Origin of the sequence: Flavobacterium ponti (assembly GCF_042652765.1) — a bacterium.
In the GTDB taxonomy this organism is placed as follows: Bacteria; Bacteroidota; Bacteroidia; order Flavobacteriales; family Flavobacteriaceae; genus Flavobacterium; species Flavobacterium ponti.
This window is the reverse complement of the sequence record NZ_JBHSGW010000002.1, coordinates 276,991-300,942: the sequence shown is the minus strand read 5'-3', so window position 1 is coordinate 300,942 and position 23,952 is coordinate 276,991. Positions and strand designations below refer to the sequence as shown.

The following is a 23,952-nucleotide window of genomic DNA, read 5'->3' as shown; positions in this document are numbered from 1 at the left end:
AAATTTAAATAATGAATTTACTTATCAAACTTCTAATTTCTACAATTGTAGTTTTTGTTTTAGCTCATTTTTTACCAGGAATAGCTGTGGCAAGTTTTTCAACAGCATTAATTGTAGCAATAGTTTTAGCTCTATTGAATACGTTTTTAAAACCAATATTAGTTTTGTTAACTATTCCAGTTACTATTGTTACACTAGGCCTTTTTCTATTAGTAATTAATGCAGTTATAATAATGATTTGCGATAAAATGATTGATGGTTTTGCCGTTTCAGGGTTTTGGTATGCTTTATTGTTTAGCTTGCTTTTGTCAATAGGTCAGTCAATTCTGAATAATATTTTCGTAGAGAAAAGCTAAAATTTTATACAATTGAATTTCAATTAATTAAAAACTTGTTTGGGTTGTGAAATTTTTATAATTTTGCAACCCAATTTTCAATAGGAAAAAAAGACAAAATGAACATTACAAGAGAAAACGTTGATGCATTAAATGCAATAGTTACTGTAGCAGTTGCTAAAGAAGATTATTCAGCTAATGTGGCTAAAATTTTAGCAGATTATAGAAAAAACGCAAACATTCCAGGATTTAGAAAAGGTGCTGTGCCAATGAGCGTTATCCAAAAACAATATGGTAAAGCCGTTTTATTAGACGAAGTAAATAAGTTATTGCAAAAATCTTTAAACGATTACCTAGTTCAAGAGAAATTAGATATTTTAGGAAATCCACTTCCAAAAGTAACTGAAGATTTCAATTGGGACAAAGAAGATTATACTTTTGAATTCGAATTAGGATTAGCACCAGAATTTAATGTAGACTTAACAGCTAAAACAAAAGTTACTCGTTTTGTAATTGTTGCTGACGAAACTATGTTGAATGAGCAAATTGAACGTATTCAAAAACAATACGGAAAATTAATCCCTCAAGATAAAGTAGAAGAAGGATTTGATGTTTCAGGAACTTTCTCAAACGAAGAAAAAGGAATTGAAAATAGAACAACTCTTTCACTAGATATTTTTAAAGACAAAAAAACAGCCAAAGAATTCATAGGAAAAAAAGTAGGTGATGTTGTTGTTTTAAATACAAAAGGACTTTTTGATGATGACCATAAATTAATGGATTATTTAAAAGTTTCTCATGATGATGTTCATGGTTTAGATGTTGATGTAAACTTTACTATTGAGGAAATCAACGCAACAGAATTGGCAGAATTAAACCAAGAATTATTTGATAAATTATTTGGTGAAGGAAATGTAAAATCGGTTGAAGAATTAAAAGCAAAAATCAAAGAAGATGCTGAAGGTCAATTTGCTCAACAAGCAGATCAAAAATTCTTAAACGATGTTACTGAATCTTTAATTGAAAACACAAAATTTGATTTACCAGCAGAATTTCTTAAAAAATGGATTCAAAATGCAGGTGAAAATCCTTTAACGGCTGAACAAGCAGAAGAAGAATATGAAAAATCAGAAAAAGGTTTACGTTACCAATTGATTGAAGGAAAAGTAATTGTTGAAAATAACCTTCAAACAACTTTTGAAGAATTAAAAGCATTTACTTCTGATTTAATCAAAAAACAAATGGCTCAATTTGGTCAAGTAAATCCAACGGATGAAGAAGTTGATGGAATTGTGGCACGAGTTTTATCTAACCAAGATGAGATTAAACGTTTGTCTGAGCAAATCATGAGCGAAAAAATGATTAATCTATACAAAGAGAAAGTTCCTGCAAAAACAAAAGAAGTTTCTTACCAAGACTTTATTAAAGAAATGTATGGAGAATAATTTCTCATAAAAAATAATTATCTTTGAACGTCAAACTTTTGGGTTTGGCGTTTTTTTATTCTGATTGAAACTCAGAATTTGTATAACAATAATTTAATTATTCAAAAATAATATGAACTACGGAAAAGAATTTAGAAAATTTGCGACCAAGCACCAAGGCATAAATAATTTGTATTATGATAAAATTGTAAAACAAGTTACACCAACAGGAATGACTCCATACATTATGGAAGAACGTCAATTAAATGTTTCGCAATTAGACGTTTTTTCGCGTTTAATGATGGATAGAATTATCTTTTTAGGAACAGGTGTTGATGACCAAATTGCAAATATTGTTCAAGCACAATTGTTGTTTTTAGAAAGTACAGATGCTTCTAAAGATATTCAAATTTATATCAATTCTCCTGGTGGAAGTGTTTATGCTGGATTAGGAATTTATGATACTATGCAATTCATTAAACCTGATGTAGCTACTATTTGCACAGGAATGGCTGCTTCAATGGGAGCTGTTTTATTATGTGCTGGAGCTGATGGAAAAAGAAGTGCATTACCTCATTCACGTGTTATGATTCACCAACCAAGTGGTGGTGCTCAAGGAGTTGCTTCTGATATGGAAATCAACTTACGTGAAATGTTGAAATTGAAAGACGAATTATATCAAATTATTGCTAAACATTCAAAACAAGATTTTGATAAAGTATATAAAGATTCAGAAAGAGACTACTGGATGATTGCTGCTGAAGCGAAAGAATATGGTATGATTGATGAAGTGTTAGAAAGAAAATAAAACTGGTTATAGGTAATTGGTAATGGGTAACAGATTTGTCCATAATCATAACCAATAACTCATAATAAAAAAAAATGCCAAAAGAAGTACTAGAATGTTCATTCTGTGGAAGAAAAAAGCCAGAAACTAATTTATTAATTGCTGGTATAGATGCACATATTTGTGATAGATGTATTGAACAAGCTCACGGAATTGTAATTGAAGAAATCAAGCAAACAGGTCAATCGGAACTGTTAGCAGATTTAAATTTACTGAAACCAAAAGAAATCAAAACTTTTTTGGATGATTATGTTATTGGACAAGATCAAACAAAAAGAGTGATGAGTGTTGCTGTATATAATCACTACAAAAGATTAATGCAAAAACAAACCGATGATGATGTTGAAATTGAAAAAAGTAACATCTTAATGGTCGGACAAACAGGAACAGGAAAAACATTAGTAGCAAAGACTATTGCCAGAATGTTGAATGTTCCTTTAGCAATTGTTGATGCAACCGTTTTAACAGAAGCTGGTTATGTAGGTGAAGATGTTGAAAGTATTTTGACTCGTTTGCTTCAAGCAGCTGATTACGATGTGGAGAAAGCCGAAAGAGGAATCGTTTTTATTGATGAAATTGATAAAATTGCCCGTAAGAGTGATAATCCATCAATAACTAGAGATGTTTCTGGAGAAGGTGTGCAACAAGCTTTGTTGAAGTTATTAGAAGGAACGGTTGTAAATGTACCACCAAAAGGAGGAAGAAAACATCCAGACCAAAAATTTGTTGAGGTTAATACACAAAATATCTTATTTATAGCTGGTGGTGCTTTTGACGGAATTGAACGTGTAATTTCAAAACGTCTAAATCGTCAAGCTGTTGGATATAGTTCTTCTATTAATACAGACCAAATTGATAAGGACAATTTATTACAATATATTATTCCAAAAGATGTAAAAGACTTTGGTCTAATTCCTGAAATAATTGGAAGATTACCTGTTCTTACACACATGGATCCATTAGATGCTGATACGTTAAGAAGTATTTTGACTGAACCAAAAAACGCTTTAGTAAAACAATACAAAAAGTTGTTTGAAATGGACGAAGTGGAATTAGAAATCGAAGAAGGAGCGTTAGAATTTATTGTTTCAAAAGCATTAGAATACAAATTAGGAGCAAGAGGTTTGCGTTCACTTTGTGAAGCTATTTTAACAGATGCGATGTTTGATTTACCTGGTTCGGAAGAAAAAACGTTAATGGTAACTAAAGAATATGCAGAACAGAGTTTAAATAAAAATTTATTGCAACGACTCAAAGCTGTTTCATAAAATAAAAAATCCCGATTTAATTTTAAATCGGGATTTTTTTTAATTTTTATTTTACAAATCCACCACCACTTTTTACTTTTTCAGTTTCAATCGTTGTGTTTTCTTTCTCTAATTTGAGGTTTCCAAAATTATAACTCAATGAAATTCTAAATACTCTACTATCATTCTTTTCATAGAAGTTAGTGTTTAAGTTTGGAGTTGCAATTTGAGCTGTTATGCTATTTTGGTTAAATAAATCCATTGCATGAAGTCCTATTTTAAGATTTTTATTTAAAAATTCTTTTTGAAAAGAGATGTCAAATTGTTGGATAGGTTTTGTTACATCATAAATTTCCCAGTTTCCTGGAGGAAGAATATAATAAGTCATGCTGTTTCTAATGTCCCAAGGCAATAAAATTTGAGCTTCAGCAGCATAATTCCAAATGGGTTTTTGTTTGAATGGAAATTCATAACCGTCAATAGTTGTTTTGATATAATTTACACTTAAATAAATGTAATTCATTCGGTCAACATTATTCAAACGTTCCATGAAAACATCTTTTCCTTTAAAGAAATAATCTAATGGAATTGGAAAATTAGCAAATGCACTAAAAGTTTTCACTCTATCAAATTGTCTAAAAGCACTAGAACTTACTAATTCATTTGGTTCAGCACTAAAAACAAAGAAATTTTGATCTTTGGCAACGCTATAATTGGTTCCAACTTGTATATAATCTAAAGCTGTTATTTTAAAATCATAATTATCAAAAAACACAGGATTCAAAAGTAAATTTCCACCAGAACTATTGTATTGATCAAAGTTGCTTCCATTTGGATCTAAAGTATTATAATTAGGTTGTCTGATTTTTCTAGAGTAAGATGAACTTATATTTACTTCGTCAGAAAGTTGATATAAAACACTTGCATTTGGAAATAAATTGGTGTTTGAAAACTCTATTTTTGTAGCTGTATTGTCAACAATTCCTGTTCTATTCACATTAAAATCTTCTAAACGTAGTCCTAAAGTGAAATTGAATTTTTTGATTTTTTTTCTTGCTTCAGCATAAAAAGCCAAATTAGATTCTTCGTAATCAAAATCAATAATGCTTGTAATTGGATTGTTTAAATTATAATTTCCAATATTGTTCACGTCCAAATGATTGAATTTTCCACCAGTTGTTAATGAGAAATCATATTTTTGAAACGGAATGGTAAAATCATATTTCAAATAATAATTTAGTAAATCAAAATTGTTTTTGGTGATGAATGTACTGTTTGTATTGTTTTCTTTAGCTGTTGAAAATGAGTTTGGGTTGTTAGAAAAGAAATTAGAAAATCCAATAATATCTAACTTTCTTCCTAAGGTATCAAGTTTAGTTTTGTATTGCAGACTAACTTCATGATTGTTGGTTTTGTTTTTAGAAATTCCCTCATTATAATAATCTGGAATACTTGAACCGAAAGTCTGTGCATCAAATTCATTTCTGTTATTGCTTAAAGTAGCGTTGTAATTTAATAATAAATTTGATTTTTTTGATAATTTATAATTAGTTCCAATTCTTGAATAAAAATTACGATTTGTAGAAACAGTCAACCTTTCTTGTTGAATAGTTTCATCAGGATTAAACGATGTAAATGTTTGTCCGTTTTCTGATTTTTGTTCGCTTTCAATATAATTGTAACCAATCATGGTTTGCCAACTCAAGTTTTTCTCTTTTCCGTTTAATAAGATTTGAGGACTTGGTTTTTGGTATTTATTAAAATTATAGTTGATATTGAAATTAGCATTAATTCCTTTTAATCGAACAGAACTTGTTACTAAATTAATTACCGAACCACTTGCATTGGCATCAAATGAAGCACCAGGGTTGTAAATTAATTCAATGTTTTCAATAGCTTTAGCAGGAAGTGAAGAAAGATAATTTTTCAAATCATTTCCACTCAAAGAGTTTGGAGCATCGTCAATATAAACAACAATAGGTTTTCCGTTTAAGGTAAATCCTCCAGTTGGAGAAGCAACAACTCCAGGCATTTTTTTAATAGCATCCAAAGCAGTTCCTGAACTAACCAATGGATTGTCTTTGACATTTATAGTAGTTTTATCTGATTCAACTTTGATGTATTTTTTTCTATCTGTAAGAACAACTTCTTTTAGATTTGTCATTTTTTCAGTTAAAAGAACATCTTCTAAATTTATAGAATTGTTTGTTTCAGTGATTTCAAAAGAAATAACTTCTTGATTATATTCGTAAGTAAAAATGGTTAAGGTGTAATTTCCAGCAGCTAAATTTTCTGTAATAGTAAATTCGCAACCAGTTGCGTTGAAGTATTTATTATACAAGACTTCGTTGTTGACTTTTCGCTCTAAAGTATAAAAACGATCAATATTGTCGATTGAACAGTCGACTTTTTCATTAAAAGATTTAACTTTTATTGTTTTAATTGCTTCTTGTGCAAAACTTAAATTGCAAATAAAAAATAAGACAACTACAGTAAAATGTTGAATTACTGCTTTTTTAAATAATTTCATTAGATTTTGATTTGATTGATGATTACTGATAAGACTCACCTAAATCAAAATTGTTACAAAATTTTATTTTTTATTGTTGAGGTTGACTCACATCACATCTTCTAGAATTACAACCATATCTTGGTGTACTCGAGCAAGAAATTAAAAAAAGAGTAAGTAAAAATAAAGCAATAATTTTTTTCATAATTCAATTTTTAAGCATTCACCATTTGCATTCGCAATAATTGTTCCATATAATTTCTATCGTTAGAAAGTCGTGGAATTTTATGCTGACCACCTAATTTATCATTCTCTTTTAGCCAATCATAGAATAATTTTGGTCGAGCTACATTTAATACTAACGGATTTAAGGTCATGTTATTGTAGCGTTTTGCTTCGTAGTCAGAATTAAGGTTTTGAAGATTTTTATCTAAAAGTTCACTAAAAGTAGTAATGCATTCTGGTAAAGATTTAAATTCAATCATCCATTCATGAGCACCTTTGTTCTTTCCTTCCATGAAAATTGGAGCAACAGTATAATCGATGATTTCACAATTTAATTCTTTGCAAGTTGCAGTTAGAGCCATTTCAGTATTTTCTACCATCAATTCTTCTCCAAACACATTCAAATGATGTTTTGTTCTTCCAGTAACTCGAATTCTGTATGGATTTAAATTAGTAAAACGAATGGTATCTCCAATCATATATCTCCATAAACCAGAATTTGTAGTAATTACAACTGCATAATTTTTATTAATTTCAACTTCATTTAAACGAATTATTTTTTGAGTAGGTTGCCCAAAAGTATCCATTGGAATAAACTCATAAAAAATGCCATAATCTAACATTAAAAGCAAATCATTAGAATTATTTAAATCTTGCAAAGCAAAAAAACCTTCTGATGCATTATAAATTTCGTAGTATTGAAAATTATCTTTTGGAAAGAGCTTTTTATATTGTTCTCTATAAGGATCAAAATTTACACCACCATGAAAATAAACTTCAGCATTTGGCCAAATATCCAGCATGTTTTCTTTACCTGTTTGCTCTAATGTTTTGTTTAAAAGAACCATCATCCAACTTGGAACACCAGCTAAACTAGTTACATTTTCATTGATTGTTTCATTAATAATTGCAGGCATTTTGCTTTCCCAATCACCCATTAATGAAATACTACTGCTTGGTGTTGAACTAAATTCTGCCCAAATAGGCATATTGTCAATCAAAATAGCTGATAAATCACCAAAAAATGTATTGTTGTCTTCATATAACTGTTTACTTCCTCCTAAACGAAGACTTTTCCCCACAAATAATTGAGATTCTTCATTGTTATTTAGATACAAAGCTAATAAATCTTTACTAGCTTTATAATGACAATTTTCTAAAGCTTCAGCACTTACTGGAATAAATTTGCTTTTTGCATTTGTTGTACCACTTGATTTTGCAAACCATTTTATAGGTGTGTTCCAAAAAATATTTTGTTCTCCTTTTCGAGTTCTTTCAATAAGCGGTTCTAATTCTTCATAAGTTGAAACCGGAATTCTTTCAGAAAATGTTTTGTAATTGGTTATGGAACTGAATTCATATTGTTTTCCTAAAAAAGTATTTTCTGCTTGTTTTAATAGGTTGAATAATAATTCTTCTTGTACTTCATGTGGATATTTTAAAAACAATTCCATTTGATGAATTCGTTTTTTCAATAAGAAAGAAGCTATAGAGTTTATTATTGGAAAAGCCATTTTTTTAAACTGTGAATTATGAATTACGAATTACGAATTATAACTTTACCAAAAATAACAAATTTTGTTGAATATAAAACTTTAAACCAAAATCTTTACAAGAATGACATACGAAGGTGTTTTGACTAAAATGCAAACCGAAATAGGAAACCCAATTCAATATTATTTGGTTTTTGAAAATAGCTTTTTAAATGTAAATCAGTTAATTGGAAAAGAAACCGAAATAGTTTTTCAAGGCTATCAATGTTTAAATTGTGGAAAGCAAAAGAAAATTTTTCGTCAGGGATTTTGTTATGATTGTTTTATGAGTAGTGCTGCTGTTGGTGATTGGATTATGAAACCTGAATTGAGCACGGCTCATTTAGATATTGAAGATAGAGATTTAGTTTATGAAAAAAAGGTGCAATTGCAACCTCATGTTGTGTATTTAGCTTTATCGAGTGAAGTGAAAGTAGGTGTAACTAGAAAAACACAAGTTCCAACTAGATGGATTGATCAAGGTGCTGTTCAAGCTGTGCCGATTGTTGAGGTTCCAAATAGATATTTAGCAGGAATTACAGAAGTGGCTCTTAAAAATCATTTTGCAGATAAAACAGCTTGGCAAAAAATGCTAAAAAATGAAGTGTTACCTGTGGATTTATTAGTGGAAAGACAAAACACATTTGAATGGTTGCCAGAAGAAGTAAAACCTTATTTTGCAGTGGACCAACAAGTTTTAGATTTACATTATCCAGTTTTGCACTATCCAAAAAAAATAAGCAGTATTAATTTAGACAAAACACCTTCATTTTCAGGTAAAGTATCTGGAATTAAAGGACAATATCTCTTATTTGAAGATGGAACAGTTTTTAATGTGAGAAGTAATGAAGGTTATGTGGTGAGAATTAGTTTATAAAAACAAACCCTTTTCAAATCAATGAAAAGGGTTATTCTTTGTGTTTCGTATTTCAAACTTCGTACTTAATTTTACTCGTCTTTTTTCTTTTTGTTAAACAAATTGTTTAAACCATCTTTTACTTTGTCTTTTACAACCTCTTTCACTTCTTCCTTAACTTCTTCTTTTGTCTTAGGTGTTGAAGTTCCTGTAGAATCTGTTTTTGTTGGTAATCCTGCAACATTTCCTAATTGACTTAAACCTTGTCCAATCAGTTTGTCTTTTTGCTGTTTTAATAATTGTGTTATTAAATTAGTAGTTGCCATTTTTAAATCAGTTGTTAATTTTGGAGCTCCAAAACTTCCTGTCATTGCTGCATTAATCGGAATACTCTCTACTTTTTTAGCATCAGCTGGAGCTAATTTAGCAATCAAATTATTTATTTCTGTTCCTAAGTATTTTGTGGGAACATCAAATTTTATGTCATAGTTCATAGTTTGGTCAAAACCATGTGTTCCTCCAAGAGTTACTTTAATATCTTGGTATTTTAAATCTAGAGGTTTTAAATTTACTTTTCCATCACTAAAAGTTAAAGCTGCTTTTAAATCGTTTAAATTCAGTTTGTCTAAATTAATAAAATTCAAATTAGACGACAATGTAGAAAGTAATTTTGAATTCTTCTCATTTATAGTAGTTGATAAAAGTTGCCCCACTAAATCACCTGAAAGTGTTTTTAAATCAGGTGTCATATCGTTTGTTAACTTTCCTGATACATTTATAGTTGAATTTAATTTTCCATTTATAACACCAGCAATTGGTGCAATAGATTTCAGCATGTCTAGTTGTGTAAAAGCTTCTGAGATACCAACTTGATTTAATCCTAAATCCATTTTAAATGTAGGTACATTTCCTTTAGTTGAAACATTTCCTGTCAAGCCAATGTTTCCTCCAAAAATTCCCATTTTTAAATTATTTAAAGCAATAGCTTGATCTCTGACAACAAGATTTCCAGAAACATTTTTTAAAATTAGATTATCGTAAACCACATTGTTGGCTTTTGCCGAAATTGTGCAATCTAAGAAAGAAGGAATTTTTACTGGCTCTGTAGCTTTTTTACCTTCTGTGGTAGTTGTTGTACTTGGTTCCATAAAATCTGAAACCAATAGGTTATTAGAATTCATGTTGAAATTTCCTTTTAATACTTGGTTTTTAAACATAAATCCGTAGAAATTATCTAAAGCACCAGTTACTTTTAAATCAGATCCACCTGTTTTAGCATCAAGTTCGTTTAATTGAATTTTACTAGTGTTGAAAACAATTGCTGCTTTATTAATTTTGATAGGTTTTGCTAATTCTGGACCATCATAATTGAAACCAGTAATTGACATATTACCTGAACTTTGAATATTTTGATATTGTGAAGTTTCAACCGATTTCATATCAAATTTAGTAGCAACATCAGCTTTTAAAATTCCAGATAAAGGCATGTCTAATTGAACTGGATAAGCTTTTGTTACATTAGCTAAATTGATTGTTCCATTTAATTGAGCATCAACTAAAGCATTATCGAAATTTTTGATATTTGCTTTTACATTAAACACATCTTGATCAATAGCAAATGATAATTTATCTAAATTCACGTAAGTATCATTCATTAAACCCGTTTCATTTACAATATGGGTGTCAATAACAATGTTCTTAACTGCTTTCGGCAAGTCAGGATATTTAAACATCGCATTGTTAGAAGCTATTTCTATATTGAATTTTGGAATTGTAGTTTCGGTTAAACTTCCTTTTACAACTCCGTTAACTTTAAAATCACCCGAAGTTTGCACTTTGTCTAAATCACCAGAATAAGCTTTTGGAACCAAACCTAAAAAGTTTTTGAACGAAGAAGTTGGTGTTTTAAACTTCAAATCATAATCTTGACCAGCTTCAACCATTTGTAAAGAACCACTAAATTCTAAAGGCAATTGATTGATTAAGGCTCTATTGTCTTTAAATTCAAATTTCATTTTGTCTAAATCAATTCCTAAAACTGCATCTAATGTAATTCCAACATTATTCATCAGCTTATTTTTTTCCATTTCAAAGGAAAGTTTAGCTGTAGTTTCTGTGTCTAAATCTAATTTTTGTGCGGCAAAATTTCCAGTTCCTGAGTGATTGATACTGTCTAAAAGCATCTTCATGTCAGAAGCCTCGTCAATATAAGAGAGACGTAGATTTTCAATTTTATAATCCTGAATATTTAATGCAAATGGTTTGCTGTCGCTTTCACTTTCTGGTTTATCATCTTTTAAAGCAATATCGTAATTTCCTAAACCATCTTTATTGAAAATGATATTTACTATTCCGTTTTGTGAAGAGATACTTTCTAAATTTATAGTTTCAGTTGCATCTTTAAAAAGTTCTTTAATGCTCATTTTTAAATTTGTTTCACCACTATAAAACAATGTATCACCTTCAAAAGGAGCTTTGTTTATAATACTCAACTTGTCAATTGTAACATTAGCTAAAGGAAAACTTTTTAATAAACTTAAATCTACATCTTCAAAAGCAACTTTTGCATCTACACTTTCATTCAGTGTTTTTGCAATCATTTCCTTGATTTTATCTTTGAAAATAAAAGGAGCAGCCACTAATCCAATGATTAGTACTAACAAAGTTATTCCAGTGATTTTTAAAATTTTCTTTAGCATAACAATTTATTTAAGCGAACATTATTTAGACTTTTCTAATAAACAAATGTAATACCAAATTGAAAAAGAAAGTATTAAGATTTTAATAAATTTTTATAGAATTTAAACTAATCGATATTAAGTTCTTCGTTTAGATTTAACTTAAATTTTTTTCTAAAAAAATAAACAGCTAAATACATCAAAGGAGTGTCGAGTAGTGCAATTAAAATTTTGAAAGCAAAACCACTAATAAATAGTTTTCCAAAAATTTCCCATGGTAATATTTTGAATGAACAAAGAAGAAATAATACAGAAAAAGTATCTATTGCTTGAGAGGTAATAGTAGAAAAATTATTTCGCAACCAAAGCATTTTTCCTTTAGTCAGTTTTTTCCAAAAATGATAGACTTGAATATCTACATATTGTGCAAAAAGATAAGCAGTCATTGAAGCTAAAACAGCCAAAGCCGTTTGTCCAAAAACTTTTGTAAATAACTCATTATTCACGGGAGAACTCTCTATTGCTGGAACTTCATTGGCAATGAAGATTATTAAAAGAGAAAAAACAGAAGCAAAAATACCTGTAGTCACAACTTGATTTGCTTTTTTCTTTCCATAAATTTCTGAAATAATATCAGTGACTAAAAAAGTTATAGGATAAGGAATAATTCCTACGGAAATTTCAAAAAATTTAGCTCCAAAAAATGTGAATTCTCCAAAAGGATACCAATAAAAAAACTTTTGAAATATTAAATTTGAAACAACAAGTGAAGCAATAAAAATTCCTCCAAGGATGAAGTAGATTTTTTGAGCCAGTAGTTTGTCTTTAATATTCATTTTGTTTAATTTAAGGCAAATATAGTTAAACAAAATAAAAAGAATAAAAAAACCACTAATTTTTTGTTAGTGGTTCTTTTAAGCTGTAAATAATTGTATAAAGACTATTTAATATCTAATTCAAAAGGCATCATGGCTTGAACACCTTTGATGTTTTGAGCTCTTTTGATTTTTTCTAAAAGTAAATAACCCTCAGTTCCTAATTGTTCTTTTAATAAATCTTCTTTAGTTTTAAAAATTGAAATTCCTGTCATTCCAGCTAATAAATCTTCAAAATTAGTTTCATATTCTGGGTAATTTTCAGTTCTAAAATCTTTTACTTTTGCTAAAGTTACAGCATATTTAATAGCATCATTTAAACCTCCAATTTTATCTACTAAACCATTTTTTATGGCATCAGTTCCAGTCCAAATTCTTCCTTGTGCAATTGCATCTACTTGTTCAGTTGTCATTTTTCTGCCATCAGCTACTCTTTTTAAGAAAGTGCCATACACATCTTCAATGCTTTCTAAAACAACAGCTTTATATTCTTCATCTAAAGGTTCAAAAACACTATAACCACTTGCATTTTTATGCGTTTTAACTTGTTCAGCATTTATTCCAATATTTTTACTCAATTCAGTCATATTTGGTAGCATTCCAAAAACACCAATTGAACCTGTAATTGTACTTGGTTCTGCAAAAATATAATCAGAATTACAAGAAATATAATAACCACCTGAAGCAGCTAAATTACCCATTGATACAACTACTGGTTTAACTTTTTTAGTCAATTCAATTTCTCTCCAAATTAATTCAGAGGTTAAAGCACTTCCACCTGGACTATCTACTCTAAGTACAATAGCTTTTACGTCATCGTCTTCACGAGCCTCTTTCAAAGAACGATTTATAGAACCTTCTCCAATTACATTTACGCTTCCCTCACCACCTTGAATTTCTCCTTGTGCATATATAACAGCAATTGTATTATCAGCTGTAAAATTAGTGGAAGGTGAATCAGCTAAATCTGCATAATCAGAAATAGAAATTGTATTGTATTCTTCATCGTCTTTCACTTTTAATTTTTTACGAATCAAATCGTGATACTCATCTTCATAACCAATTTTGTCAATCATTTTGGCAGCTAAAGCCATTTGAGGAGTTCTTGCTCCCAAATTATCTGCAATGTTGTTTAAAGTAGATACATCAATTTTTCTACTTGTAGCAATATCTGTAACTATGGTTTCCCAAATTGACTGTAATAAAACGGTCATTTGTTCTCTATTTTCTGGACTCATTTCTTGAGCTAAGAAAGGTTCTACTGCACTTTTGTATTTTCCATGACGAATAACTTCAAATTTTACACCTGATTTTTCTTGTAAATCTTTCAAGTAAAGTACTTCTGAAGACAAACCTTTAAAATCTAATTCTCCTACAGGATTTAAATAAATTTGGTCAGCGACAGAATTCATGTAGTAATCTTTTTGGCTTAAAACATCAGAATAGGCATAAATGAATTTTCCTGATTTTTTAAATTCTTCAAGTTTGTTTCTAATGGCTTTTGATTGAGCTAATCCTAAAGATGATTCGTTTTTTAAAATTGAAATTCCTTCAATGTCTTTATCTTTCTTAGCAGCTTCAATGGCATCAATAACTTCACTAACACTTGCTTTACTTTTTTGATCCAATAAAGCCTCAAAAGGACTTGGTTCAAATTTTCCATTGTAATCCAAACTGATTTCAGATAAATCTAACTCGATAACTGAGTTTTTCTTTAATTTAGGTTTTCCATCACCACTTCCAGCCAAAGCTCCAATAATCAGGATGAAAAAGAAAAATATAAAACAGAATAAAAATATTCCGACTATAGTTGATAAAACGTTACTTAAGAATCTCATTTTTAATTATGTATTTAATGTGCTTATAAGTATGGTTTTTGGTAATAATGTTACAGCTTTTAAAAAAAATTAATTTCTTCTGAGATAAGCCGAAAATTGTTTGTTATTTTGCCATTGTATGAAATCACAAAATCAAATAATTTTATCATTAGGAAGTAATATTGGCAATAGGTTAGAAGCTATTGAATTATGTATTGCCACGATTCATAATGAAATTGCAACGGTTGTTAAGGTTTCAAAGATTTATGAAACTCCAGCTTGGGGTTTTGAAAGTGATCCTTTTTATAATTGTGCTATTGTAATTCATACGTCAAAATCAGCGCAAAAAATTCTTTCGCAGGTTTTAAAATTAGAAAAACAATTAGGTAGAACTCGTTCCAATGAAAAAGGATATCAAGCTAGAACTATTGATATAGATATTATTTCTTATAATGAAGATATTCTTGAATCTGAAAATTTGGAAATTCCTCACAAACAAATGCAAGATAGAAAGTTTGTTTTGTTGCCAATGAATGATTTGAATTTGGATTGGATACATCCTATATTAAAAAAATCAGTTTCAGAATTATTGCAAATCTGTGAAGATGAAAGTGATTGTAAAGTTGTTGAGAAATTAACATCCCCAATCGAAAAATTAAAGTTACAAGATTTCAATTACATTGCAATTGAAGGAAATATTGGTGCCGGAAAAACTACTTTAGCTACAAAAATTGCAGAAGATTGTAATGCAAAATTAGTTTTAGAACGATTTGCCGATAATCCGTTTTTGCCTAAATTCTATAAAGATCAAAATCGATATGCTTTTCCGTTAGAAATGTCTTTTTTAGCCGATAGATATCAGCAATTAACAGATGATTTAGCACAATTTGATTTGTTTAAAGATTTTATAGTAGCAGATTATCATATTTTTAAATCGTTGATTTTTGCAAAAGTAACGTTGCATGAAGATGAATTTCGTTTGTATAAAACCATGTTTGATATCATTCGAAAAGAAATGCCAAAACCTGATTTATATGTGTATTTGTATCAAAATACTGAACGACTTTTAAAAAACATTAAAAAAAGGGGAAGAAGTTACGAACAGGAAATTCCAGCAGAATATTTAGAAAAAATAAATCGAGGCTATTTAGATTATATCAAAACCCAAACCGATTTGAATGTTTTAGTAATTGATATTTCAGATTTAGATTTTATAAAAAACCAGAATGATTACGTCTATTTGTTGAATGAGATAAATGCTAAAGTAATTTAGTTTAGTCTTTTTTTCTTTTATTTTTTAGAATAATTCTCCCAATAAGCATAAATTGTAAAGCAGCAAGAAGTTTATAATCGCTTAAAGGATTATTGTCAATCCAATCTAAAGTCGTTACCAACATAACCGCAAAAGAAACAAGTAAAATAGTTATTGATAAAGGTCCTATTTTCATTAGTTTAGTTTTTGAAACAAATCCCAAATAACAATTCCAGCACTTACAGAGATATTTAAAGAATGTTTGCTTCCTAGTTGCGGGATTTCAATTACACCATCACTTAAATTGATAGCTTCTTGTTGAACACCTTTAACTTCATTTCCAAAAATTAAAGCATATTTTTTATCATTTTCAGGTTGAAAATCATTCAACATAATCGAATTTTCAACTTGTTCAATTGAATAAATGGCAACATTTTCAGCTTTCAGTTTTTCAATAACTTCTAAAACATCTTTTGCATATTCCCAACTCACTGTTTCAGTTGCACCTAAAGCTGTTTTGTGAATTTCTTTGTTTGGAGGAACAGCAGTTATGCCACACAAATATATTTTTTCAATTAAAAAAGCATCAGAAGTTCTAAAAACAGAACCAATATTGTGTAAACTTCGAATGTCATCTAAAATAATAATGATTGGAGTTTTTTCAGCATCTTTGAATTCTTCTTTGCTGATTCTATTTAATGCTTCGTTGGCTAATTTTTTCATTTGACAAAGATATTTTATTGGTTCCAAGTTTCAAAGTTTATAAAATTGTATTTTGCTATTGAAATTGAAATTGTCATTGATTTTTGTAACTTCGCAAGCATTACCTAAAAAATATTATTGTGGCTAAGAAATCAGCAAAAGAATCTAAACCAAAAGAAGTTAAAGAAACTCCTTTAATGAAGCAATACAACGGAATAAAAGCAAAATATCCTGATGCTTGTTTGTTGTTTAGAGTTGGAGATTTTTACGAAACTTTTGGAGAAGATGCTATTCGTGCTGCAGGAATTTTAGGAATTACTTTAACTAAACGTGGAGCTGGTTCTGAAACCGAAACGGCTTTAGCTGGTTTCCCACATCATTCCATAAATACCTATTTACCAAAATTAGTTAAAGCTGGACTTCGTGTTGCAATTTGCGACCAATTAGAAGATCCAAAAATGACTAAAACAATCGTTAAACGCGGTGTGACCGAATTAATCACACCAGGAGTTTCAATGAATGATGAGGTTTTGCAATCAAAATCAAACAACTTTTTAGCTGCTTTACATTTTGGAAAAATTTCAATTGGTATTTCGTTTTTGGATGTTTCTACTGGTGAATTTTTAACCGCTCAAGGAAATGAAGAATACATTGATAAATTATTGCAAAATTTTCAACCTAGTGAAGTATTAATCCCGAAGCAATTCAAATTAAAGTTTAAAGAAGTTTTTGGAGAAGATTATCACACTTTCTTTTTGGAAGATTGGATTTTTAAACAAGATTATGCATTTGAAAGCTTAACGAATCATTTTCAAACCAATTCACTAAAAGGTTTTGGAATTGAAGAATTGCATGAAGGAATTATTTCTTCTGGAGCAATTTTATATTATTTATCAGAAACCCAACATAATAAAATCCAACATATAACTTCTATTCAAAGAATTGCGGAAGATGCTTACGTTTGGATGGATAGATTTACAATTAGAAATCTAGAATTGTATCATTCTACGAATCAAAATGCAGTTACACTTTTAGATGTGATTGACAAAACGTTGTCACCAATGGGTTCGCGTTTGCTGAAACGTTGGTTGGCTTTACCTTTAAAAGATGCTGTTAAGATTAAAAGCCGTCACGAAGTTGTTGCTTATTTGAAAGACAATCAAGAAGTTTTACAAAAGATTCAAAACCAAATTAAGCAAATTTCTGATTTAGAACGATTAATTTCTAAAGTGGCTACTGGAAAAATTTCACCTAGAGAAGTTATCTATTTGAAAGATTCTTTAGATGCTATAATTCCGATAAAAGAATTAGCCCTTTCTTCTAAAAATGAATCCCTAAAAGTTATTGGAGATAGTTTGCATGCTTGCGAATTACTTCGAGAAAAAATAAAAACTACTTTAAATCAAGAAGCACCTGTAGCTATCAATAAAGGAAATGCAATTGCTTCAGGAGTAAATGAAGAATTAGATGAATTAAGAGCTATTTCTTCCAAAGGAAAAGGTTTTTTAGAAGATTTAGAACTTCGTGAAAGTGAAAAAACCGGAATTACTTCGCTAAAAGTTTCTTTCAATAATGTTTTTGGATATTATATTGAAGTCAGAAATACACACAAAGATAAAGTACCTGGAGATTGGATTAGAAAGCAAACTTTGGTAAGTGCAGAACGCTATATTACTGAAGAATTAAAAGAATATGAAGCTAAAATTTTAGGAGCTGAAGAAAAAATTCAGGTTTTAGAAAATCAATTATTTGAGCAATTAATTCAATGGATGGCAACTTACATAAAACCAGTTCAGTTGAATGCTAATTTGGTGGCTCAATTGGATTGTTTGAATTCGTTTACTCAAATAGCTATTGATCAAAAATTTGTACAACCTCAAATTGATGAAAGTTTTGATTTGGAAATTACTGAAGGTCGTCATCCTGTAATTGAAAGACAATTGCCTGTTAGTGTGCCTTATATTTCAAACAATGTCTTTTTAGATAATGAAAGCCAACAAATCATTATGATTACTGGTCCAAATATGTCTGGTAAATCTGCTATTTTGCGTCAAACAGCTTTGATTGTACTCTTGGCTCAAATGGGAAGTTTTGTTCCGGCTGAAGCTGTTAGAATGGGAATTGTAGATAAAATTTTCACTAGAGTAGGAGCAAGCGATAATATTTCCATGGGAGAATCTACTTTTATGGTAGAAATGAATGAAACAGCTTCTATTTTGAATAACCTTTCAGAAAGAAGTTTGATTTTGTTAGATGAAATTGGTAGAGGAACATCAACTTATGACGGAATTTCGATTGCTTGGGCTATTGCTGAATATTTACATGAACATCCCAATAAACCTAAAACTTTATTTGCAACTCATTATCATGAATTAAATGAAATGGAAGTTACATTTGATAGAATTCAAAACTTTAATGTTTCAGTAAAAGAATTAAAAGATACCGTATTATTTATTCGTAAATTAGTAAAAGGGGGAAGTGCTCATAGTTTTGGTATTCACGTAGCAAAAATGGCAGGAATGCCTCAAATAGTAATTCAGAAGGCTCAAAAGTTATTAAAACAATTAGAGAAAAAACATTCTTCTAATGAATTAATGGACATTAAGGCTGCAAATGATGAGTTACAATTGAGTTTTTTCAATTTAGATGACCCACTTTTAGAAGAAATTAAAGAAGAAATTGTTAATTTAGATATCAACACACTAACTCCTATGGAAGCTTTAATGAAGTTGAATGAAATAAAGAGAATGTTAGTTAAAAAGTAATCTGAAAATAATTATTTAGTTATCAAAAGGTTATGAAAAAGTTTTGTTTTTTTTGTCAAAAGTGCTTGTGAGAATAAAAATATGTTCTATATTTGCACTCGCAATACGGAAGTAGTATAGCAAGTTCTTGAAAATATAAAGTGAAAATAGGCTCATTTAGAGTGTGATTCTGTTCTACTTAATCTAGTCTTTTTTGAGTTTATCATAAACGCGAAAATAGCTCAGCTGGTAGAGCGCGACCTTGCCAAGGTCGAGGTCGCGGGTTCGAACCCCGTTTTTCGCTCAATAATATACCAATGGTTTTTTATTAAACCAAATGCTTGAGTGGTGGAATTGGTAGACACGCTGGACTTAAAATCCAGTGGGTAGTAATGCCCGTGCGGGTTCAAGTCCCGCCTCGAGTACTAAAAGCTTCAAACTAATGTTTGGAGCTTTTTTTGTTTATAACCTCTTCATTATTTTTTTAAAATCTTTATTTTTCTTGTTTTAAAAATTGTAGATTGCTATTTCATTTCTAAAAACAACTATGGGAACATTCGTCATTACAAAGAGAATAAGTGATATGTACAAATATGAATTTGTATCAAGAAAAGGAAAACCTATTTTTATAAGTAAAGATTTTGAACTACGATTTGAATGTGAAAATGAGATTGAAAATTTAAAGACAAAACTAGAAGATTGTTTTTTTATGCAATTTAAATCTACAAAAGGGAAATTTTATTTTAAAATTGTGTTGCAAGAAAAAGAAATTGCCATAAGCCGAAAATTTTCTACACAATTAATGATGCAAAAAAGTATTAATGAAATTATTAAATATGGAAATTTATCTGAAATTTTAGATTTCTCTGTAGAATTAGATGTTTTTAAAGATTAGTCTTTTTTATTTGTAAGTATAGTCTTTCTTAAAAAAGATAAATATAAAAAAAAGCCCCACATTGTGGAGCTTTATTTTTTTTGCTTTAGCGCTAATTATTTAGCAGCTTCTTCAACTTTAGCAGCAGCTTCAGTTCCAGCAGCTTCAACAGCAGCAGTAGCAGAGTCAGCAGCAACTTCAACAGTTTCAACAGCCTCTTCAGCAGTAGCTTCAACAGCTTCTACTGCGTCAGTAGTAGCTTCTTCAGTGTTAGCTTCAGTTTCTTTACAAGATACGAACATCATAGCAACTAATGCTAAGCTTAATACAACTTTTTTCATCTTTTTTATTATAAAAGGTTAATTATTAATTCGGAGCAAAGATATAAAATTTTTGACATGACAAAATATTTTTTCATTTTTTTTTCAAAATATTTTTACCCTTGAATTCCGCATGGTTTATTTACAATTTCCATGCCAAAATAAATTTCAATAAAATTTATTATTTCCTGATAGTTAATTCGTTAATGATGTTTTTGGCTCCAGCATATTTGTCAATAATAAATAATACATATCTAATATCAACCATAATATTTCTACAGATATCAGGACTATAATATATGTCACTCATTGTTCCTTCCCAAACACGGTCAAAGTTTAACCCAATAAGGTTTCCTTTTGCATCAATTGCAGGACTTCCAGAGTTTCCTCCTGTAGTGTGATTAGTAGCAATAAAACAAACTGGTAACTTTCCATTTTGGGCATAAGTACCATAATCTTTTTTGTTGTATAAGTCAATTAACTTTTGAGGTACATCAAATTCATAATCATTAGGAACATATTTTTCCATTACACCTTCTAAATAAGTCACAGGCTCATAATAAACGGCATCTTGTGGAGCGTAACCTTTTACTTGTCCATATGTAACACGAAGAGTACTGTTTGCATCAGGGAAAATTCTATCGTTAGGAAACAATTCTACAATTGCTTTCATGTAAGTTCTTTGCAAAGCCGAATTTTTTAAATCAAGTTCATTATATGTTGGTGCAATTTTTTCAAAATAAGCATCAGCTAATGATTTTACCAATTGAAATCCTTTGTCGTTATTCATTTTTTCAATTACAGATTTTGCATCACCACTTAATAACTCTTGTAATTTTGCATAACTTGTTAAGCTTGAAGTTGAATAAATTTCTTTAGCTAATGAACTAGCATTGATGTTTTCTAATGAACTTGGTAAAAACTGCTTAGGAGATTTTGTTGCATATAATTGAATTAATTGTTCAAAAACTTTTTCATCTACTTGTGCATTAAAATCTTTATAAGAATCTTCAAAACTTGCAATTAAGTTGTTTTTTCTATCATTAAATGATTGCTCTCCTTTTGAGTTATAAACTTGTTCTAACTGATACAATTTAAATCCAAAACTCAATAATTCTGTATTTCTTAAAACAACTTCACTAAAATAATCTCTTGCAACAGCATAATCTTTAATTGCAGCATAATTTTTTTCAAACTCTGAAAGTAAATTTCCATATTCTGCTTGTTTTCCTGCTTTTGCAACTCTTTTCATAAAATCAGCTTCAAATTTTTGTTTGATAGCTACTGCATTTGATTTTTTTAAACCTTTACTTTCACCAATCCATTTTTTCCAATAATTAGCAACACTTGCATATTTGGAAGCATATTGAATTTTAATGGCTTGATCTTTTCGCATAAAACCATCTTGCACTTTCAGAGCAGCATCTCTAATTTCAATTTTTGCTGGATTTAAATCATTTACTATTTGTTCTACTGCAAATGAAGGTAAATATTCTTGTGTTCTTCCAGGATAACCCATAACCATTGTGAAATCATTTTCTTTGATTCCTTTCGTTGAAATAGGTAAGAAGTGTTTTGGTTTGTATGGTACATTGTCTTTAGAATATTCTGCCGGACGATTGTTTTTATCAGCATAAATTCTGAATAATGAAAAATCTCCTGTATGTCTTGGCCAAACCCAGTTATCAGTATCTGAACCAAATTTACCAATTGAACTTGGTGGAGCACCAACTAAACGAACATCTTTATAAGTCTCTGTTACAAATAATAGATACTGATTTCCGTCAAAAAATGTTCTGATTTTATTTTCTTGCCAAGATTCTTTTGGTAATTTTTCGCTATAAAGTTGAATATTTTCTTGAATTTTCTTTTGTTTTTGCGCTTCGTCATTTAAAGCATCAACACCTTCCATGATTTTAGATGTTACATCTTCAATGCGAACTACAAATGTTACAACCATACCTTTATTAGGTAATTCGTCTTCCATTTTATAGGCCCAAAAACCATCTTGAAGATAATCGTGTTCCACAGTTGAGTGATTTTGAATCGCTCCATAACCACAATGGTGATTGGTTAAAATTAGTCCTTGTGGAGAAATAACTTCAGAAGTACATCCACCATTAAAATGAGGAACAGCATCTTTCAAACTAGAATTGTTGGCATCATAAATGTCTTTGGCTGAAATTTTCATGCCAAGCGATTTCATCTCACTTTCATTCATTCCGTTCAATAGAGAAGGAACCCACATTCCACCTTGTTGGGCTTGTGTTGAAATAACGAAAAGTAATAGTAGTAATTTAATATGTTTCATAAGTTTTGTTTTGATAAGTTTTGCAAGTTACGATTTTTGATTTTTTTTGAAATTAATTTAATGTTTCATTAAGAATGTGATTCATTATTATTGAAGTTGCTCCCTTATTCATTTGAACAAAAGTGCTACAAATATGACCTTTTTCGAATCTTTCATCTTCATTTTGAAGTAACAAATTGAAAGTTTCGTCTAATTGAATTTGATTTTGAATAGAAATACATCCATCCATATTAACCAAAGCAGTGGCTTCAGCAAAATGAGAATAATTTGGACCAATCACCATTGGAATTCCAAAAGTTGCTGGTTCTAAAATATTATGAATACCAGGATTGCCAAAGCCACCACCAACATAAGCAATATCAGCGTAAGAATAGATTTTAGTTAAAATTCCGATAGTGTCGATTATGAAAACATTGAAATCAGCTAACTTGTCATGCTGAACTCGTTTCAGCATCTCATCTTTTTCAGAAAACAAAATTGTTTTTTTCTTGATTGAATTTTTTAATTCTAGAATTTGCTCTTGTTTGATATTGTGAGGTGCTATAATGAATTTTACGTTTTCAGAAGAATTATTAATGTATTTAACTAATAATTCTTCATCCTTTGGCCAAGAACTTCCAATGACGATTGTTGTTTTATTATCCTTAAATTCTTCAATAAAATCTAATGAATTATCTCTTTCTAAAATAGAAACCACTCGGTCAAATCTTGTGTCTCCAGAAATTTTTACATTATTGAATCCAATGCTTTGTAATAACTTTTTAGAATTTTCATTTTGAACAAAAAAGTAGTCAAATGTTTTTAAAGCATTTCTATAAAAACCACCATACCATTTAAAAAACGCTTGATTTTCTCGTAAAATTCCAGAAATTAAATAGGTTTTGATGTTACGTTTCTTTAATTCTTTCAAATAATTAGGCCAATATTCATATTTGATAAAAAGCACCAGTTCTGGATGCACTAAATCTAAAAATTGTTTGGTATTTGATTTTGTGTCCAAAGGCAAATAAACGGTTACATCTGCAACTGTATTGTTTTTTCGAACTTCATAACCAGAAGGAGAAAAGAAAGTAACAACGATTTTATGAAAAGGAAATTTTTCTTTAATTTTTTCAATCACAGGTAAGCCTTGTTCATATTCACCTAAAGAAGCAGCATGAAACCAAATGGTTTTATCATTAGCATTAATTTTACTTTGCAATGTAGAAAAAACTGTTTTTCTTCCATCAACAAATAACTTCATTTTTGGACTAAAAAGGGCTAAAATTTTAACTACTTGCGATGCTAAAAACGTAATGAAATTATAAATAAAATACATTCTATCTTTTTTGATGGGCTAAAAATACGTTTCTTTTGTGATACTTTAAATTGTAAGGCAGAATTTCTTACTTTTGTATCACTTAA

The 23,952-nt window shown here is 29.5% G+C and carries 18 protein-coding genes and 2 tRNA genes; 10 read left to right on the top strand and 10 right to left on the bottom strand.

Annotated elements, in window-relative coordinates:
• Positions 1–11: 11 nt before the first annotated feature.
• The 4 genes from ACFO3U_RS03970 to clpX all read left to right on the top strand — a co-directional run bounded on the left by ACFO3U_RS03970 (position 12) and on the right by clpX (position 3,874).
• Positions 12–356, top strand: a complete 345-nt coding sequence (locus ACFO3U_RS03970) for a phage holin family protein (RefSeq protein ID WP_379738435.1) — start codon at positions 12–14, stop codon at positions 354–356.
• Between the two features lie 98 nt (positions 357–454).
• A complete protein-coding gene (gene tig, locus ACFO3U_RS03965) occupies positions 455–1,780 on the top strand; it encodes a trigger factor (RefSeq protein WP_379738434.1) in 1,326 nt (441 codons plus the stop codon).
• A 112-nt stretch (positions 1,781–1,892) separates the two neighbouring features.
• Complete coding sequence (clpP, locus tag ACFO3U_RS03960) at positions 1,893–2,567, top strand: ATP-dependent Clp endopeptidase proteolytic subunit ClpP (protein WP_379738433.1); 675 nt, start codon at positions 1,893–1,895, stop codon at positions 2,565–2,567.
• A 74-nt stretch (positions 2,568–2,641) separates the two neighbouring features.
• On the top strand, positions 2,642–3,874 hold the full coding sequence (gene clpX, locus ACFO3U_RS03955) for an ATP-dependent Clp protease ATP-binding subunit ClpX (protein WP_379738432.1): 1,233 nt from the start codon (positions 2,642–2,644) through the stop codon (positions 3,872–3,874).
• Positions 3,875–3,920: 46 nt separating this feature from the next.
• Here clpX and ACFO3U_RS03950 read toward each other — a convergent pair whose 3' ends face one another.
• On the bottom strand, positions 3,921–6,383 hold the full coding sequence (locus ACFO3U_RS03950) for a TonB-dependent receptor domain-containing protein (protein ID WP_379738431.1): 2,463 nt from the start codon (positions 6,381–6,383) through the stop codon (positions 3,921–3,923).
• Between the two features lie 194 nt (positions 6,384–6,577).
• Entirely contained in the window at positions 6,578–8,101 is a 1,524-nt protein-coding gene (locus ACFO3U_RS03945; RefSeq protein WP_379738430.1) for a GH3 auxin-responsive promoter family protein, read from the bottom strand.
• Positions 8,102–8,204: 103 nt separating this feature from the next.
• On the opposite strand from ACFO3U_RS03945, the gene ACFO3U_RS03940 reads away from it, so the two are divergent.
• Positions 8,205–8,996, top strand: a complete 792-nt coding sequence (locus ACFO3U_RS03940; protein ID WP_379738429.1) for a DUF2797 domain-containing protein — start codon at positions 8,205–8,207, stop codon at positions 8,994–8,996.
• Positions 8,997–9,067: 71 nt separating this feature from the next.
• Here the strand turns inward: ACFO3U_RS03940 and ACFO3U_RS03935 are convergent, their stop codons facing one another.
• The 3 genes from ACFO3U_RS03935 to sppA form a co-directional block, all read right to left on the bottom strand.
• On the bottom strand, positions 9,068–11,674 hold the full coding sequence (locus ACFO3U_RS03935) for an AsmA-like C-terminal region-containing protein (RefSeq protein ID WP_379738428.1): 2,607 nt from the start codon (positions 11,672–11,674) through the stop codon (positions 9,068–9,070).
• Between the two features lie 107 nt (positions 11,675–11,781).
• A complete protein-coding gene (locus ACFO3U_RS03930) occupies positions 11,782–12,489 on the bottom strand; it encodes a queuosine precursor transporter (protein ID WP_379738427.1) in 708 nt (235 codons plus the stop codon).
• 104 nt (positions 12,490–12,593) lie between these two features.
• Positions 12,594–14,366, bottom strand: coding sequence for a signal peptide peptidase SppA (gene sppA, locus ACFO3U_RS03925; RefSeq protein ID WP_379738426.1), 1,773 nt, complete (start codon positions 14,364–14,366; stop codon positions 12,594–12,596).
• A 118-nt stretch (positions 14,367–14,484) separates the two neighbouring features.
• On the opposite strand from sppA, the gene folK reads away from it, so the two are divergent.
• The gene (gene folK, locus ACFO3U_RS03920; RefSeq protein WP_379738425.1) at positions 14,485–15,618 is read left to right on the top strand and encodes a 2-amino-4-hydroxy-6-hydroxymethyldihydropteridine diphosphokinase; all 1,134 of its coding nucleotides are present in this window, start codon (positions 14,485–14,487) and stop codon (positions 15,616–15,618) included.
• Between the two features lies 1 nt (position 15,619).
• On the opposite strand, the gene ACFO3U_RS03915 is transcribed toward folK, so the two are convergent.
• Together ACFO3U_RS03915 and ACFO3U_RS03910 are read right to left on the bottom strand one after the other, a co-directional pair.
• A complete protein-coding gene (locus ACFO3U_RS03915) occupies positions 15,620–15,793 on the bottom strand; it encodes a hypothetical protein (RefSeq protein WP_379738424.1) in 174 nt (57 codons plus the stop codon).
• Entirely contained in the window at positions 15,793–16,320 is a 528-nt protein-coding gene (locus ACFO3U_RS03910; protein ID WP_379738423.1) for an RNA methyltransferase, read from the bottom strand. Before ACFO3U_RS03910 ends, ACFO3U_RS03915 begins: the two co-directional genes overlap by 1 nt.
• Positions 16,321–16,496: 176 nt before the next feature.
• Here ACFO3U_RS03910 and mutS point away from each other — a divergent pair, with 176 nt between their 5' ends.
• The 4 genes from mutS (at position 16,497) to ACFO3U_RS03890 (ending at position 19,938) form a co-directional block, all read left to right on the top strand.
• Complete coding sequence (gene mutS / locus ACFO3U_RS03905; RefSeq protein ID WP_379738555.1) at positions 16,497–19,064, top strand: DNA mismatch repair protein MutS; 2,568 nt, start codon at positions 16,497–16,499, stop codon at positions 19,062–19,064.
• Positions 19,065–19,274: 210 nt separating this feature from the next.
• A tRNA-Gly gene (locus ACFO3U_RS03900) sits at positions 19,275–19,347 on the top strand.
• A 35-nt stretch (positions 19,348–19,382) separates the two neighbouring features.
• Positions 19,383–19,468 (top strand) — tRNA-Leu (locus ACFO3U_RS03895).
• A 122-nt stretch (positions 19,469–19,590) separates the two neighbouring features.
• The gene (locus ACFO3U_RS03890) at positions 19,591–19,938 is read left to right on the top strand and encodes a DUF1508 domain-containing protein (RefSeq protein ID WP_379738422.1); all 348 of its coding nucleotides are present in this window, start codon (positions 19,591–19,593) and stop codon (positions 19,936–19,938) included.
• 95 nt (positions 19,939–20,033) lie between these two features.
• On the opposite strand, the gene ACFO3U_RS03885 is transcribed toward ACFO3U_RS03890, so the two are convergent.
• The 3 genes from ACFO3U_RS03885 to ACFO3U_RS03875 form a co-directional block, all read right to left on the bottom strand.
• Positions 20,034–20,258 (bottom strand): hypothetical protein, encoded by a 225-nt coding sequence (locus ACFO3U_RS03885; protein ID WP_379738421.1) that lies wholly within the window; start codon positions 20,256–20,258, stop codon positions 20,034–20,036.
• Positions 20,259–20,418: 160 nt separating this feature from the next.
• Positions 20,419–22,548: a S46 family peptidase gene (locus tag ACFO3U_RS03880; protein ID WP_379738420.1), complete on the bottom strand. Its 2,130-nt coding sequence runs from the start codon at positions 22,546–22,548 to the stop codon at positions 20,419–20,421.
• A gap of 52 nt (positions 22,549–22,600) precedes the next feature.
• Positions 22,601–23,866 (bottom strand): 3-deoxy-D-manno-octulosonic acid transferase, encoded by a 1,266-nt coding sequence (locus ACFO3U_RS03875; protein WP_379738419.1) that lies wholly within the window; start codon positions 23,864–23,866, stop codon positions 22,601–22,603.
• Positions 23,867–23,952 lie beyond the last annotated feature (86 nt).

What these genes read in the sequence shown, in the direction of transcription:
- ACFO3U_RS03915 (WP_379738424.1), bottom strand. Translation starts at nt 15,793, where the DNA reads ATGAAAATAGGACCTTTATCAATAACTATTTTACTTGTTTCTTTTGCG.
- tig (WP_379738434.1), top strand. Translation starts at nt 455, where the DNA reads ATGAACATTACAAGAGAAAACGTTGATGCATTAAATGCAATAGTTACT.
- ACFO3U_RS03935 (WP_379738428.1), bottom strand. Translation starts at nt 11,674, where the DNA reads ATGCTAAAGAAAATTTTAAAAATCACTGGAATAACTTTGTTAGTACTA.
- ACFO3U_RS03880 (WP_379738420.1), bottom strand. Translation starts at nt 22,548, where the DNA reads ATGAAACATATTAAATTACTACTATTACTTTTCGTTATTTCAACACAA.
- ACFO3U_RS03950 (WP_379738431.1), bottom strand. Translation starts at nt 6,383, where the DNA reads ATGAAATTATTTAAAAAAGCAGTAATTCAACATTTTACTGTAGTTGTC.
- clpX (WP_379738432.1), top strand. Translation starts at nt 2,642, where the DNA reads ATGCCAAAAGAAGTACTAGAATGTTCATTCTGTGGAAGAAAAAAGCCA.
- sppA (WP_379738426.1), bottom strand. Translation starts at nt 14,366, where the DNA reads ATGAGATTCTTAAGTAACGTTTTATCAACTATAGTCGGAATATTTTTA.
- ACFO3U_RS03910 (WP_379738423.1), bottom strand. Translation starts at nt 16,320, where the DNA reads ATGAAAAAATTAGCCAACGAAGCATTAAATAGAATCAGCAAAGAAGAA.
- folK (WP_379738425.1), top strand. Translation starts at nt 14,485, where the DNA reads ATGAAATCACAAAATCAAATAATTTTATCATTAGGAAGTAATATTGGC.
- ACFO3U_RS03945 (WP_379738430.1), bottom strand. Translation starts at nt 8,101, where the DNA reads ATGGCTTTTCCAATAATAAACTCTATAGCTTCTTTCTTATTGAAAAAA.
- clpP (WP_379738433.1), top strand. Translation starts at nt 1,893, where the DNA reads ATGAACTACGGAAAAGAATTTAGAAAATTTGCGACCAAGCACCAAGGC.
- mutS (WP_379738555.1), top strand. Translation starts at nt 16,497, where the DNA reads ATGAAGCAATACAACGGAATAAAAGCAAAATATCCTGATGCTTGTTTG.
- ACFO3U_RS03885 (WP_379738421.1), bottom strand. Translation starts at nt 20,258, where the DNA reads ATGAAAAAAGTTGTATTAAGCTTAGCATTAGTTGCTATGATGTTCGTA.
- ACFO3U_RS03970 (WP_379738435.1), top strand. Translation starts at nt 12, where the DNA reads ATGAATTTACTTATCAAACTTCTAATTTCTACAATTGTAGTTTTTGTT.
- ACFO3U_RS03875 (WP_379738419.1), bottom strand. Translation starts at nt 23,866, where the DNA reads ATGTATTTTATTTATAATTTCATTACGTTTTTAGCATCGCAAGTAGTT.
- ACFO3U_RS03930 (WP_379738427.1), bottom strand. Translation starts at nt 12,489, where the DNA reads ATGAATATTAAAGACAAACTACTGGCTCAAAAAATCTACTTCATCCTT.
- ACFO3U_RS03890 (WP_379738422.1), top strand. Translation starts at nt 19,591, where the DNA reads ATGGGAACATTCGTCATTACAAAGAGAATAAGTGATATGTACAAATAT.
- ACFO3U_RS03940 (WP_379738429.1), top strand. Translation starts at nt 8,205, where the DNA reads ATGACATACGAAGGTGTTTTGACTAAAATGCAAACCGAAATAGGAAAC.